At 65.7% G+C, this 14,480-nt stretch carries 11 protein-coding genes and 1 tRNA gene; 1 reads left to right on the top strand and 11 read right to left on the bottom strand.

Annotated elements, in window-relative coordinates; genetic code table 11:
* Positions 1–7: 7 nt before the first annotated feature.
* From G332_RS0108200 to G332_RS0108155, 10 genes are all read right to left on the bottom strand, one after another.
* Complete coding sequence (locus G332_RS0108200) at positions 8–439, bottom strand: glutathione S-transferase N-terminal domain-containing protein (RefSeq protein ID WP_019626513.1); 432 nt, start codon at positions 437–439, stop codon at positions 8–10.
* Between the two features lie 545 nt (positions 440–984).
* Complete coding sequence (locus G332_RS0108195; RefSeq protein ID WP_019626512.1) at positions 985–1,587, bottom strand: hypothetical protein; 603 nt, start codon at positions 1,585–1,587, stop codon at positions 985–987.
* A gap of 67 nt (positions 1,588–1,654) precedes the next feature.
* Positions 1,655–2,377 (bottom strand): phosphate signaling complex protein PhoU, encoded by a 723-nt coding sequence (phoU, locus tag G332_RS0108190; RefSeq protein WP_020722874.1) that lies wholly within the window; start codon positions 2,375–2,377, stop codon positions 1,655–1,657.
* A gap of 26 nt (positions 2,378–2,403) precedes the next feature.
* Positions 2,404–3,234 carry a phosphate ABC transporter ATP-binding protein PstB gene (gene pstB, locus G332_RS0108185; RefSeq protein WP_019626510.1) on the bottom strand — a complete coding sequence of 277 codons (831 nt, stop codon included), beginning with the start codon at positions 3,232–3,234 and terminating at the stop codon, positions 2,404–2,406.
* Positions 3,235–3,268: 34 nt separating this feature from the next.
* Positions 3,269–4,936: a phosphate ABC transporter permease PstA gene (pstA, locus tag G332_RS0108180; RefSeq protein ID WP_019626509.1), complete on the bottom strand. Its 1,668-nt coding sequence runs from the start codon at positions 4,934–4,936 to the stop codon at positions 3,269–3,271.
* A 10-nt stretch (positions 4,937–4,946) separates the two neighbouring features.
* On the bottom strand, positions 4,947–7,217 hold the full coding sequence (locus tag G332_RS0108175) for an ABC transporter permease subunit (RefSeq protein ID WP_019626508.1): 2,271 nt from the start codon (positions 7,215–7,217) through the stop codon (positions 4,947–4,949).
* Between the two features lie 209 nt (positions 7,218–7,426).
* On the bottom strand, positions 7,427–8,392 hold the full coding sequence (locus tag G332_RS0108170; RefSeq protein ID WP_019626507.1) for a PstS family phosphate ABC transporter substrate-binding protein: 966 nt from the start codon (positions 8,390–8,392) through the stop codon (positions 7,427–7,429).
* A 224-nt stretch (positions 8,393–8,616) separates the two neighbouring features.
* On the bottom strand, positions 8,617–9,942 hold the full coding sequence (gene phoR, locus G332_RS0108165) for a phosphate regulon sensor histidine kinase PhoR (RefSeq protein WP_019626506.1): 1,326 nt from the start codon (positions 9,940–9,942) through the stop codon (positions 8,617–8,619).
* Positions 9,943–9,997: 55 nt separating this feature from the next.
* Positions 9,998–10,687: a phosphate regulon transcriptional regulator PhoB gene (gene phoB / locus G332_RS0108160; RefSeq protein WP_019626505.1), complete on the bottom strand. Its 690-nt coding sequence runs from the start codon at positions 10,685–10,687 to the stop codon at positions 9,998–10,000.
* Between the two features lie 111 nt (positions 10,688–10,798).
* On the bottom strand, positions 10,799–11,602 hold the full coding sequence (locus G332_RS0108155) for a 3',5'-cyclic-nucleotide phosphodiesterase (protein ID WP_019626504.1): 804 nt from the start codon (positions 11,600–11,602) through the stop codon (positions 10,799–10,801).
* Positions 11,603–11,864: 262 nt separating this feature from the next.
* Between G332_RS0108155 and G332_RS0108150 the strand changes: the two genes are divergently transcribed.
* A tRNA-Ala gene (locus G332_RS0108150) sits at positions 11,865–11,940 on the top strand.
* Between the two features lie 42 nt (positions 11,941–11,982).
* Here the strand turns inward: G332_RS0108150 and G332_RS0108145 are convergent.
* Positions 11,983–14,418 carry an EAL domain-containing protein gene (locus tag G332_RS0108145; RefSeq protein WP_081619786.1) on the bottom strand — a complete coding sequence of 812 codons (2,436 nt, stop codon included), beginning with the start codon at positions 14,416–14,418 and terminating at the stop codon, positions 11,983–11,985.
* Positions 14,419–14,480 lie beyond the last annotated feature (62 nt).

Here is a 14,480-nt window from a genome sequence, read left to right as displayed (position 1 = left end):
GCGAGTGTCAGGAGCGCGGTGCGCTGTCGGGGGCGGCCGCTTCCGGTTGTTCCGGATCGAAGCGGCTGTGCAGGTAGTGGATGATGGCGTCGGATTCATACAGCCATTGCACCGAGCCGTCTTCTTCTTCCACCCGCAGGCAGGGGACCTGCAGCCGTCCGCCCTCGTTTTGCAGTTCCTCGCGCCAGGGACCGGCGGGCTGGGCATTACGCAGTTCGATATCCAGCGACAGCCGCTGCATCGCACGCCGTGCCTTGATGCAGAACGGGCAGGCCGGGAAGTGGTAGAGCGCCAGCGCCTGCGTCTGCTCGTCCACGCGGGCCTGATCGGCCGGATCGCGTTCGATCCCGCGCGGTCGCGACAGGCGTTCACCGATCAGCATGAACGGGGTGAGGATCAGGCGTACGCCACGGAAGAAGGTTCGGATCAGGGGTCGCATAACAAGAGCATGCCACAAGACCCCGCAGCCGTTACAGCACCCCGACGGTCTGAGTGTGAGTCATGCCGCATCAAGCGTGGCTTAAGGAAACGCCGATTTGATCGCACGTCCGCGCTCGAGTCGCTTTTGCGTGCGTTTAATGCGCGGTGACGGCCGTGCCGTCATTCTGCTACAGGTGAACCGCAACGCCGTTCTCGCGCCCGTTGCTGATCAAAAACGGGTGGCCGAGCCCCTGCTTTCAATGGCTTGTCGGGTTGGTGCCCCCCCGGTTTTTGGAGACAAACGTCCCGAGGCAAGGCGCGTGGTGCAGCGGGTAGGGGGCCTGGCAGGGCCTACCGGGGAGGGTTGCGTTGAAGGGCGGTGGTGTGTGGACGCGGGCGGGGGCTTCGCGGGCCAGCCCGCTCCTGCAGGGCGTTTGCCCGGTGCGCTTGCCGGGACCCGGGTGATCCTGGCCGATCCATGCTTCGCATCTTCCAGTCTCCCAGTGCATCGTCTTTGCCTTTGCCCCGGACCTTCTGAGTGCGCTTGGTGGTGAAAAAGGCCTTTCAATCCGTCCAGGGGGTGCCGAAGTCGAACTCCCGGGGGGTTGATTCCGGTGCGTCCAGTCGGGACGGGCGCAGGCGGATGATCGCGAAGTCCAGGGCCCGGTAGTCGTCGAGGCGCTCCGGGGCCAGCTCGGCGACCTCCACGAAATCGACGAAGGCCCCGGCCTCGATGCCGCGCCAGTCCGCGAAGGTGCCGCAGACGGCGACGTTGACGTCTTCGTCGCGCACCAGTGCCTCGACCTCGGCGTGCAGGCCGGGGTGCTGGCCGGCTTCGCCGCGGGTAAGGGTGAACTGTTCCGCGCCGTGGGCGACGATGGCGACCGGGAAATCCGGGTCGTCTTCGCGCAGCCGGGCGATGTTCGCGCGGATCTCGGGCAGCAGCGCGGCGAGTGCCGCGCGGTCATTCTCGATGATCTCGAAGACCACGCCGGCGGGGCGGTCGCTGCGCTCCAGCAGTTCGAGTACAGCGGCCGAGGGCTCTCGCTCGGCCGCTCCTGACGGGTTCGTGGTCAGCCCCGGGACTGCGGTCAGGATGCACAGGCAAAGGGCGAAGTGCCCCGCGGAGCGGGATGCAAACGGCTTGAGGAGGCTGTAGCTGCGCATGCCCCCATTGAAGCGGGCACCGGCCCGGGACGCAAACGACCGTGCCCCGGGGGCGACGGAACCTGGCTTAGTGGCGGTCCCCGGTGGCCTGTTCGGCCATCTGGTCGTAGCTGGTGTGGCGCACGTCCTTGCCCTTGACGAAGTAGACGACGTATTCGCAGATGTGGCGGGCGCGGTCGCCGATGCGTTCCAGGGAGCGCGTGGCCCAGATGATGTCCATCAGGCGCGGGACCGAATCCGGCGAGGCGGTCATCTGTTTCATCAGCTTCTGGGTGATGGTCTCGGACAGGCTGTCGATCTGGATATCAAGCTGCGCCACCCGGACCGCCTGATCGACATCCATGCGGGCAAAGGCGTCCAGTACGCCGCGGGTCATCTCGCGGGCGTGTTCGCCCATGCTGGCGATATCCGCCATCGGCGCGCTATTGCGGTCCTCGTCCAGCAGGTGCAGGCCCATTCGGCCGACGCGCTCGGCTTCGTCGCCCATGCGCTCCAGGTCGGTGATGGTCTTGATCACCGCGATCACGAGACGCAGGTCGGAGGCGGTGGGCTGGCGCCGGGCGAGGATGTGGGTGCATTCCTCGTCGATCTCGACTTCCTTGGCGTTGACCTGGTAGTCCGAGGTCATCACCTTTTCGGCGAGTTCGAGGTCACCTTCGACCATGGCGTGGATGGCGTCGGCAAGCTGCTGCTCCACCAGGCCGCCCATGGCCATCACCTGCTTGATGATGTCTTCCAGCTCGGCGTTGAACTGCTGCGAGATGTGCTGCTTGAAGAAACTCTTGTCCATGATCCGGACTCCTGATCCGAAATGGCCTAACCGAAGCGGCCGGTGATGTAGTCCTCGGTCTGCTTTTTCGCGGGCGAGGTGAACAGGGTGTCGGTGTCGGCGTATTCGATCAGTTCGCCCATGTACATGAAGGCGGTGTAGTCGGATACGCGCGCGGCCTGCTGCATGTTGTGGGTGACGATGACCAGCGTGTAGTCCTTCTTCAGCTCGATCATCAGCTCCTCGATCTTCAGCGTGGCCAGCGGGTCCAGCGCGGAGCAGGGCTCGTCCAGCAGCAGGACCTCGGGGTCGATCGCGATGGCGCGGGCGATCACCAGGCGCTGCTGCTGACCGCCGGACAGGCCGAAGGCGTTCTCGTGCAGGCGATCCTTGACCTCGTCCCACAGCGCGGCGCGCTTGAGCGACTTCTCCACCACCTCATCCAGGCGCCGCCGGTTGTTCACGCCCTGCAGGCGCAGACCGTAGGCGACGTTCTCGTAGATAGACTTCGGGAACGGATTCGGCTTCTGGAACACCATGCCGACGCGGCGGCGCAGCTCCGGCACGTCCACGGCCTTGTCGTAGATGTTTTCACCGTCCAGCCGGATCGTGCCTTCGATGCGGGCGGCATCGATCAAGTCGTTCATGCGGTTGAAGCAGCGCAGGAAGGTCGACTTGCCGCAGCCCGAGGGCCCGATGAACGCAGTGATGCGGTTTTTCGGGATGCGGATGTCGAGGCCCTTCAGGGCCTGGTCCTCGCCGTAGTACAGCTTCAGGTCCTCCGCGGTCAGGCAGATGTCCTCGCGATCCAGGTTCAGCCCACGGTGGGCCTGTGTGCTCTGGGCCACGTTGATGCTGTGGGTCTGGGAATCACTCATCTCGGGTACTCCATGGGAAACAGGGTTCGACGCATCAGTCGCTGTCGGCGCGGTACTTCTCGCGCAGGTAGTTGCGGATCGAGATCGCGGTCAGGTTGAGCACGATGATCAGCATCACCAGCACCAGGGCGGTGGCGTAGACCAGCGGGCGGCCGGCCTCGACGTTCGGGCTCTGGAAGCCGACGTCGAAGATGTGAAAGCCCAGGTGCATGAACGCGCGGTCCAGGTGCAGATAGGGGAAGTTGCCGTCCAGCGGCAGGGTCGGGGCCAGCTTGACCACGCCCACCAGCATCAGCGGGGCCACCTCGCCGGCGGCCCGGGCTACGGCCAGGATCAGGCCGGTCATCATCGCCGGGGCCGACAGCGGCACGATCAGGCGCCACAGGGTCTCGGCCTTGGTCGCGCCCAGTGCCAGCGAGCCGTGGCGGATGCTGGCGCCGATACGGGTCAGGCCCTCCTCGGTGGAGACGATCACCACCGGCAGGGTCAGCAGCGCGAGCGTCAGCGAGGCCCAGATGATCGCGGGCGAGCCGAAGGTCGGCGAGGGCAGGGCATCGCGGAAGAAGATCTGGTCGATGTTGCCGCCAATCAGGTAGACGAAGAAGCCGAGGCCGAACACCCCGAACACGATCGACGGCACGCCGGCAAGGTTGTTGACCGAGATGCGGATGGTGCGCACCAGCGGTCCCTGCTTCGCGTATTCGCGCAGGTAGATCGCGGCGAGCACGCCGAACGGGGTGACGACGATGGACATCAGGATGACCATCAGCACGGTGCCAAAGATTGCCGGCAGGATGCCGCCCTCGGTGTTGGCCTCGCGCGGGTAGCCGGTCATGAAGTCCCAGAAGCTGCCGACGTAGTGGCGCAGCTTGGCCGGCACGCTCATGTCGTTCGGCCACCAGGCATTGACGATGCGTGACAGCGGGATGGTCGAGTGCTCGCCGTCGGCGGTCTCCAGCACGATGGCAAAGCGGGCCAGTTCTTCGCGCAGGGCGTTGCGTTCGGCTTCGAGTTCGGCGTAGCGGGCGTCGAGTCCCTCGCGCTCGGCTTCCAGCTCTTCCTGGCGTTGGCCGCGTTCCTCCAGCGAAAGCTCGTCGGCCCGCTCCACGCCGCGCTGGGCGATGCGCAGGCGCTCGAGTTCGAAGTTGACCCGCCCAATCTCGATGCGCTCGATACGCTGGATCTGCTGGACCAGTTCGCGGGTCTGCGGCATGCGTTCCTCGAACGCGGTGCGCGCCGCGGCCCCCTCGGCGACGGTCTCCCCGTCCTCCTGGTACTCGCGGATGTAGCCGAAGAAATCGCCCCACTGCAGGCGCTCCAGCACCACTGCGTCGCGCGGGCGCTCCCACTCGGACATGAAGTCGGCCAGGTACCACTGGAAGTCGCGGCTGTCGAGGTCACGGTTGCCGCGCTTGATCAGGTGGCGGACCACGATGTCCTGACCTTCGGGAACGGTGAAACCGGCGTCGCGCATGGCCTGGGCGGTCATCGTCTCGGAGCGCTGCAGCTCGCCCATGATGCGCCGCGGCTCGGCGTCCTGCTCGGTCTGGTATTCGAACTCGATGACCTCGGAGGGCCAGAAGAACGAGAGGCCGTTGACGGCGATCATCAGGATCAGGCCGAAGACCATCACCAGCGAGGCCGCGACCGCGCCGGCATTCAGCCAGATCCACGGGGTGCCGGATTTGAACCAACGATTCATCGGGTATGCCTCACAGGGAGCTGTATTTCTGGCGCAGGCGCTGGCGCACGATCTCGGCGACCGTGTTCACCGCAAAGGTCAGCGCGAACAGGACCAGGGCGGCGAGGAACAGGATGCGGAAGTGACTGCTGCCGACCGCGGCCTCCGGCATCTCCACCGCGATGTTCGCGGAGAGCGTGCGCATGCCCTCGAAGATGTTGAAGTTGACCACCGGCGAGTTGCCTGTCGCCATCAGCACGATCATGGTCTCGCCCACCGCACGGCCGAAGCCAATCATCACCGCCGAGAAGATCCCGGGACTGGCGGTCAGCAGCACCACGCGCACCACCGTCTGCCACGGGGTCGCGCCCAGGGCCAGCGAGCCCTGGGTGAGGTGCCTGGGCACGTTGAAGACCGCGTCCTCGGAGATCGAGTAGATGGTCGGGATGACCGCGAAGCCCATCGCGATGCCGATCACGAGCGCGTTGCGCTGGTCGTAGGTGATGCCCTGATCGGTCAGCCACTGGCGGGCGTCGCCACCGAACATCCAGACCTCGATCAGCGGGCTCATGGAGACCGAGAACCAGCCGATGGCCAGGATCACCGGGATCAGGATCGCGGCCTCCCAGCCGGCGGGCACGAGGTTGCGCAGGTTCTCCGGCAGCACCCGTGTCCACAGGAACGCGGCGGCCAGCATCCCCAGCGGCACCAGGATCAGGATGCTGGCGACGGCCGGCAGGTTGGCCTCGATGAACGGGGCCAGCCACAGCCCGGCCAGGAAGCCGAGGATGACCGTCGGCAGCGCCTCCATCAGCTCGATCGAGGGCTTGGTGATGCTGCGCATGCGCCGCGACATGAAATAGGCGCTGTAGATCGCGCCCATGATCGCCAGCGGGGTGGCGAACAGCATGGCGTAGAACGCGGCCTTGATGGTGCCAATGGTCAGGGGTACCAGCGAGAATTTCGGCTCGAACTCGTCCGTGGCCGAGGACGACTGCCAGACGTAGTCACCACCGGAACGGCCTTCGTACCAGACCTTCTGCCACAGTACGTGGAAGGAGACCTCCGGGTGCGGGTTGGAGAGGTCCTGCAGGTGCCAGGTCTCGTCGTCGTCGATGCCGATCAGCAGGCGGTTGCGCGGGTCGACATACACCCGGTGCAGCGGCTGGTCGGTGATCTGGCGTTCGATCAGGGTCCGTTGAGAGGTGGAATAGTGGATCTTGACCTCGCCCTGATCGTCGGCAGTCAGGAAGCCCTTGCGGATGTACTCCGGCTGGGTATTGCGGATCGGGCCGGCGTGCGACGGGAATTCGCGCACGCGGGTGATGCGGTTCACGTTGGCGTCGTCGCGCACCAGCATGTACTGCGCGACCGTGCCGTCGGAGCCCCCGACGATGATGGACACCGTACCCAGCAGGTACTCCAGCGAGGTGACCTCGGCCGCGTCGCCGCGGATTACGCGCTTGCTGTCGACCAGGCTGGCGCGCGCCGGGTTGTTGATGTCGAAGAAGTGCAGCTGCCCTTGATCGTCGCCGACCAGCATGTGGCGACCGGTGATGTCCAGCAGGATGCGGGTCGGCGTGGCACCGTCCGGGAGCGAGGGGAGATCGAAGGCCGAGCGGCGGACCTCGGTCTCGCCGGTCATCATCGAGGTGCGCTCCTCGAAGCGCACCAGCTTGAGATCGCCGTCTTCCGTTGCGGCGGCTATACGGATGCCGCTGGAGCCGCGTTGCACTCCGACGACCGAGATGGCACGGCCGTCATGATCGACGTCCAGCAGTGCCGAGTCCTCGTCGCCTAGCGGGTAGACCAGGCCGGGGTCGTACAGGCGGCCCTCGGGGCTGAAACGTTCGTTGTATTCGTACTGGATGGCCAGCACCTGGCCGTTGTCGAGGCCTGCAGCCACCAGACGCGTGCGCGGCTCGGCGGCGCTGAAGCTCGTGACCTGTACGCCCTCCGGGATTGGCAGCGCCTCTTCCTTGACGATCTCGCCGCTGTAGGGGCGGAAGAACAGGGCGCGGCGGTCCTCGGTCAGGCGTACCGCCATCTCGCGGTGGCGGTTCACGGCCAGGTGAATCGTCTGCGTGTCGGTGCCGCCAGGGGCCGCGTATTCGGTGCGCGGTTCCAGTGTGGCCCCCTGGAACATGGGCAGCGTCTCGCTGGCCAGGTACACGAACATCAGGGTCAGCGCGCCGATCACGGCCACACCGAAAAAGCCGATGGTGTAGCGGGCGGTTTGATCCTTGGCGCGGCGCCAGCGCTGGAAGCGACCGAGGGTCGTGGTTGCGGTGAGGCTGGACATTCAGGGTCCCCTGATGCGACAGGTGTAGGGTGAAACTGGCGGGAATGCTACGGCTGGTTCATGACAGAAACGTGACAGCCATGTGACGGAGTTTTGAACGCTGTACCGCGAATGGAGCAGGACAAAGTTATGGAGCGGACACAAAAAAACCGGGCCCCGTGAGGGACCCGGTTCGAGCCATCCGGAGATGGCCGGCAAGAGACCCGGGATTATTCCAGGCCGAGGTTCTTGCGCTCGCGTTCGGCCACGGCGGCCGGTAGCGGGATGAACCCGTCACGCACCACGACTTCCTGGCCTTCCTGCGACAGCACCATCTTCAGGAACTCGCCCGCACGTGGGGTCAGGCCGTCTTCCGGGTGCTTGTTCACCATCACGTAGAGGAAACGGGCCAGCGGGTAGTCACCGGTGGAGGCATTGTCGGCGTTGGGCTCGAAGTACTCGCCTTCGTTCTGACCCAGCGGGACGGCTCGCACGCCGGAGGTCATGTAGCCGATGCCGGAGTAGCCGATGCCGTTCAGGGACTCGGACACACCCTGGACCACCGAGGCGGAGCCAGGCTGTTCGTTGACCGAATCCTTGAAGTCGCCGTCGCACAGGGCGTGCTGGCGGAAGAAGCCATAGGTACCGGAGACTGCGTTACGGCTGTAGAGCGTGATGTCGCGGTTGTCCCAGGAACCATCCAGACCGACCTGGCCCCAGCGGGTGATGTCCTCGGCGCCACCGCAGCGGCGGGTGGAGGAGAAGATCGCATCGGTCTGCTCGAGGGTCAGGCCCTCGATCGGGTTGTCGCGGTTCACGTACACGGCGATGGTGTCGATCGCGACCGGAACGGCGGTCATCTCGTAACCGTGGCGCTCTTCGAACTCGGCGTGCTCGCTGTCACGCGGCATGCGCGACATCGGGCCGAAGTCGGCGGTGCCTTCGGTCAGGGCCGGCGGCGCGGTGGAGGTGCCGGCACCCTGGATCTGCACGTTGATGTTCGGGTAGAAGTTCTGGAACTCCTCGGCCCACAGCGTCATCAGGTTGTTCAGGGTGTCGGAGCCGATGCTCGACAGGTTGCCGGAAATGCCGGAGACCGACTCGTAGGCCGGGATGTTGGGATCGACATCGGCCATCGCCGGGGTGATGGCGAGGGCGGCGGCCGCGGCTGCGAGAATGGTGCGCTTGAACAGCATGGGTGTACTCCCTGGTGCTTGCTTTGAGTTCGGATCGGGGCCGTTGTGCTGGCTCCTTGTGGCCGAATTATCGGGAGCGGCGCTTGCAGTTCCGTGACGTCAACATGACAGGAATGTGACACGTGCCGTCGTTTGCTCCGCGCGGGTACGGGATGGATGGCGTTGCGGTGACGACGCGGGTGATGACCGCAGCCTGGCGGCAGGGGCGGCGGTTGCGCAGGGGGCTATTCGGCGTGCGCGGCGGGCAACCGGGCCGGGCGCGTGCGGGTGAGGGGAAACAGACAGGTGAAGCGGCTGCCGCGACCGACTTCGCTCTCGATGGACAGGTGCCCATCGTGGCGGGCGAGCACATGCTTGACGATCGCCAGGCCAAGACCGGTGCCGCCGCGTGACTGGGTGCGACCCGCATCGACCCGGTAGAAGCGCTCGGTCAGGCGGTTCAGGTGGTGGCTGGCAATGCCGGGCCCGCTGTCCGCGATGCTCAGGCGTGCGCCGTCGGGATCGGCCTGCCAGCGCAGGGTGACCCGGGTCCCGCCGGGGGTGTATTTCACCGCGTTGAACAGCAGGTTCGCGCAGGCCGAGCGCAGTTCGTCCGGATTGCCGCAGAACTCCAGGGCGGGATCGGCGTCCAGCACGAATTGATGCCCCTCAGTACCGGACAGCACGCGTGCCTCCTCGGTCAGCTTCTGGAGCATGAGAAAGGGGTTGAACCAGTCCTGGGGGCCGGTGGTTTCGCCGGTCTCAAGGCGTGACAGCAGGAGCAGGTCGTCCACCAGCAGCTTCATGCGCTCGGATTGTTCGCGCAGCATTTGTACGGGGCGCGCGAGCTCGGGCTGTGTGTGCAGTTCTTCCTCCAGTGTCTCGGTGACGCCGTAGAGTACGGTCAGAGGCGTGCGCAGTTCGTGCGAGACATTGGCGATGAAGTCTCGCCGCATGACCTCGAGGCGATGCAGGTGGGTGGTGTCGCGGGCCAGCAACAGGTACTGAGCATCGCCATACGGCAGCATGCGCAGCTCGAGCTGGCGCTCGTCGTCCAGCGGGGAGGGGACTGTGACGCGCGCCAGCGATTCGCGGGCGCGTTCCATGAACTGCAGGAACTCCGGGTGGCGCAGCAGATGGGTGATGCGCTGGCCCTCGTCGCGAGGCCATTCGAGCCCCAGCAGCTGGCAGGCCATGGTGTTGACCCACTCGATGCGCAGGTCGTCATTCAGGATCACCACGGCGTCGGGCATGGCGCGGGCGGAATCGCGGTAGCGTTCGAGGAGCTGGCGCATCCGGTGCACGCGCAGCTCGTGGCGCTTGCGGCGGCGATGGAGCTGGTCGAAGATCACGCCCCAGAGCCCGCGCACGTCAGGCGGTTCCGCGCGGCCGCCGCGGCGCAGCCAGGTCTCCAGCCAAAACAGGTTGGCGATGTTCCAGGCCAGGGCGGCACCCAGCAGGAAGGCGACGGTCGGCCAGAACTGGCCGGTCGCCCAGCCGAGGGTCAGGATCGGCAGCGCGATCAGCAGGCTGGTAATGAGAATATCGGGCCAGGTATTGCGGGGCTGCACGGGGACCGCCGGGACTCAGGGACACAGCACAGAGTGTACAAACAACGGCCGGCGCTTACGGCATCTGCGAGAATCGGTATCCGGAACCGCGCACGGTCTGCACCAGGTGGTCGTGGCCGGTGTCGGCCAGTGCCTTGCGCAGTCGCCGAATGTGGACGTCCACGGTGCGTTCCTCCACGTACACATTCGTGCCCCAGACCTTGTCCAGCAACTGACCGCGACTGAACACGCGGTCCTGGTGGGTCATGAAGAAATGCAGCAGGTTGTATTCGGTCGGGCCCATGCTGATGGCCTGGCCATTGCCGGAGATGCGGTGGGATATCGGGTCCAGGAGCAGACCCTCGATCTCGATTGGCTCCTCGCTGGTGGTCGGGGAGGTACGTCGCAGTACCGCCTTCATGCGCGCGACCAGCTCGCGCGGTGAAAACGGTTTGGTGACGTAGTCGTCGGCGCCTACATCCAGGCCGCGGATGCGGTCTTCCTCTTCGCCCCGCGCCGTCAGCATGATCAGCGGGATATCCTTGGTTACGGGGCTCGTCTTCAGCGTGCGTGCCCAGTCGATGCCGCTGGTGTCGGGCAGCATCCAGTCCAGCAGGATCAGGTCCGGCGGGTCTTCCAGCAGCAGTGATTTGGCGGTGTGCACGTCGCCGGCCTCGCGCAGATCGTAGCCCGCCTTCTGGAATGGCAGCTGCAGCATCTCGCGGATTGCGGAGTCGTCTTCGACCAGCAGTATTCGAGTGGCCATGGCCCTGTCTCGTGATTGCCTGGCAGGCATTAGATAACAGCCATGTTACAGCCATGTGAACATGGGTCCGGCCGGATGGGTCTGCCGTACCTGCTTGCTGTTGGGTCTGGTTCAGGAGGCCGTGGTGCGGGAGTGGTCCGCATCCAGGACGAAGTGCTCGTTGCCGTGCAGGAAGATCATGCCGGCGTGATGGGGCGAATGCGCGAGCTGTTGACGGATGGCACGTTCGTGACCGGGCTTGCAGTGGGTGATCGCAATCCTGGGGCGATGTTTCAACAGTGCGAGGTCCTCGCGCAGGTGTTGCGGCGTGTAGTGTTTGGCCAGGTCGGCCATGCCCTTCATTTCGTCCGGCAGGCCGGTCTCGATCATCAGCAGGTCCAGATTGGGCAATGCGTTCAGGGCCGGCCACAGCTGCCGCGAGGAGGTCGTGTCGCCGCTGAAGGCGAATGCGGCGCCATCGCGATGGCTGACGCTGTAGCCCACGGCCGGCACTGTGTGCCGGGCGGGCAGTACGCGCAGCACGCGGTGACCCAGATGGATGGTCTGCTCCGGTTGCACCGGTTCCAGTCGGATCAGGGGCTGATCGGGTCGCGGCAGGCAGGTGAAGTCCGGCCAGATGACCCAGTTGAACACATGTTCGCAAAGGGCCTGCAGGGTGGCCGGGAGCCCGTGGACATGAATGGGCGCGGCGTCCGGGTGGTAAACCATGTCGGCCAGCATGGGCAGGAACGCGATGTGATCCAGGTGCGAATGCGTCAGGAAGACATGACGAATGCGCCGCAATTGCTCCAGCCGCAGGTCGCCGACGCCGCTGCCGGCGTCGATGAGGATGTCGTCGTCGATGAGGATGGACGTGGTGCGGCGACCGGGACCAATGCCGCCGCTGGCTCCGAGGATGCGGACCGACAGGCTCATTGCGAGCAGGCAACGGCTGCGGGATCGCGCCGGTGCGAGTGCCGGAGGCCGGTCGCCCGCGGGGGCTGTGGGTGGGTGACGGACATGACCCAATGCTAGACCGGCTCGGGCCCCGGTTCCGTGACGCGGCGCGCGAAAAGTGATCGTCAGCGCTCTCCGCGGGCGCGGCCCGGCGGCGCCATTCGGTGGTGGTGACGATGATGGGTTGGGTGCGGGGCTTCCCGCGACCTCTCGGAGTTGCTAGAATGCGCGCCATCTGAAAGGGGCGGTAGCTCAGCTGGGAGAGCGTCGCGTTCGCAATGCGAAGGTCGGGAGTTCGATCCTCCTCCGCTCCACCAGGATTCCAGAAAAAGGCCTGCTTTTGCAGGCCTTTTTTATTTTCAGGCGCCGTGTTCCTCGTGACTGGCCGCCGGTGCTGCAGTGGTTTGCCGCAGTCGGGTGGCGAGTTCGTCTGCCGGTACCGGCCGGCTGCAGAGGTAGCCCTGCCAGGCATCACAGGCGTGTGCGGCCAGGAATGCGCGCTGTGCCTCGGTCTCCACGCCTTCGGCCAGTACGTTTAGTCCCAGGTTGTGGGCCATGTTGATGATGGTGATGGTGAGTTCGGCATCGTTCCGATCCGCGGGCAGTGCGCCTACGAAGGTCCGGTCAATCTTGAGTGTGTCGATCGCGAACTCCTTGAGGTAGGCGAGGGAGGAATAGCCGGTGCCGAAGTCGTCGATCGCCAGCGCCACGCCCAGGTGCTTGATCTGCTGCAGGGTGTCCTGGGCGGTGTCGGCATGCTGCATCAGTGCGCTTTCGGTGATCTCCAGCATCAGGCGATAGGGCGGCAGGGATGATTCCTGCAGTACCTCGCGGAGCTCGTACAGCAGCCCCGGGTCCGCAATCTGGCGCGTTGACAGGTTGACCGACATGGTCAGCGGCGGGAGCCCGTCGCGATCCCATGCCACCGCCTGTTGGCAGGCCTCGTGCAGTACGTAAATGCCCAGGTCGGCGATCAGTCCGGTCTCCTCGGCCACCGGGATGAAGGCAGCGGGCGAGATCAGTCCGCGCTCCGGGTCGCGCCAGCGGATCAGGGCCTCGACCCCGGTAATGCGCCCGCTGACTGTTGCCACCTGGGGCTGATAGAACACCTCCAGTTCCCGATTGGCGATCGCCCGACGCAGCCGGTTTTCGGTCTCCAGGCGTTGATTGGCCGCGTGGGTCATGGAGCGGGTGTAGAACCGAAAGGTGTTGCGCCCGGCATCCTTGGCCTCGTACATCGCGGCATCCGCCTGGGTGATGAGCTCCGCCGCCGAGGAAGCGTGGTCGGGAAACAGGGCGATCCCGATACTCGCCCCCACCTGCAGATCGCGCCAGCCGCCCACGGCGAACGGCTCGGCGATCAGTTCCAGCAGCTCACGGGTGCGGTTTTCGATTGCGGGTTGTGCGTCGGCATCGTCAAGTACCGCAATGAACTCGTCGCCGCCGATGCGGGCGACCACGCGTGCCTCGAAGCGTGCCTTCAGGCGTTCGCCGAGGATCTGCAACAGGTCATCACCGACGGCGTGACCGAGGCTGTCGTTGATGGTCTTGAAACGGTCGAGGTCCACAAACAGGACGGCGACCCGGCTGCGCTCACGGCTCGCCTGTTCCATGGCCGCGCTCAGTTGCGCCACCAGCAGGAGACGATTGGGCAGCCCGGTCAGCGGGTCATGCTCGGCCTGGTAGGCCAGGTCCGCCTTGTGGGCGCGCAGGCGTGACTCGGCGTCGCGGCGTTGTACCACCTCCCGTTGCAGGCGCTGGTTGAGACGTCGGTAATGCAGCAGGGCGAATCCAGTCAGCAGCAGCAGCCCGGCAAGTGCCGCGAACAGGATCTCCGGGTAGGTCTCCCACAGGGTCCGCAGATCCATGGTGGCCCCGCGATCGTACGGGGGCCGGCCCAGCGTCTCCAGCAGACTGTGGACGGTGCCATAGGACAGAGGTGCGGACCAGCCGTGATAACCGCCGTCCCGGGCCGCCGGTTCGTCGGGTGTCATGCTCAGCAACGCGATGGTGACGGCCTCGGCGATCGCGTCCGGGGTGTGTTCCATGCGCGAGAAGGGCCACTCGGGATACAGCCGGGTGCTGTGGGCCAATGGAAAGTCCGCGTGTTCGCGGGGCGCGAGAACGCGCAGGGCGCCGGGCTCGATGACCCCTTCACGTTTCAGCTCCTCGAATATGCCCGTGCGTACCAGGCCGGCATCGGCTTCGCCGGCCAGCAGGCGGTCGATCACGTTGCGGTGGGGCATGCCGGTGAATGTCACCGCGGCCAGATCCCTGAACGGATCAAGCCCCGCCTGCTCGAGTGTATGTGCTCCGGCTAGCCAGCCACCAAAAGAGTCCTCTTGCACGGCCAGCAGGCGCTGGCCCCGCAGATCGGTCAGGTCCTGGAGGTCCTCGCGTCCGGCGGGCACCAGAATGGTGCCCCCGAATTCGCGAATGGGCTGTCCCTCTGCCCAGGTGATCAGGGTGCTCAGGCGGGTAATGCCCTGTTCCGCTTCCAGGCGGACGTAGTGGCCGGTGTTGGTCAGTACGAAGTCGACATCGGCCGCCTGGACGGCACGGCCGAGGTCGGTGAAATCCAGCGCCCGGATGCGGAATTCGGCAGATGCGATCCGGTCGCTCAGGTAATCCGCAGTCGCCTGCCACTGAGCCTGGGTGCTGTCGAGATCGCGAAAGGCCAGCACGGCGATGGTGTACGTCGTGACCGGGGCATCGGTTTGTTTGCCGGGCGCGTCGTCGCCAGGTGCGGCCGCGCCTGTCAGTGGAGAACCGAACAGCACCAGGAACCAGATCATGAAAATACGGGTGTGCATCGGCAAGAGCCTACTACGAAGGGCTTTGCCGCACACGCCCGCAC

It is taken from the genome of Thioalkalivibrio sp. ALJT (assembly GCF_000381825.1).
In the GTDB taxonomy this organism is placed as follows: domain Bacteria; phylum Pseudomonadota; class Gammaproteobacteria; order Ectothiorhodospirales; family Ectothiorhodospiraceae; genus Thioalkalivibrio.
This window is presented reverse-complemented; position numbering and strand designations above follow the sequence as displayed.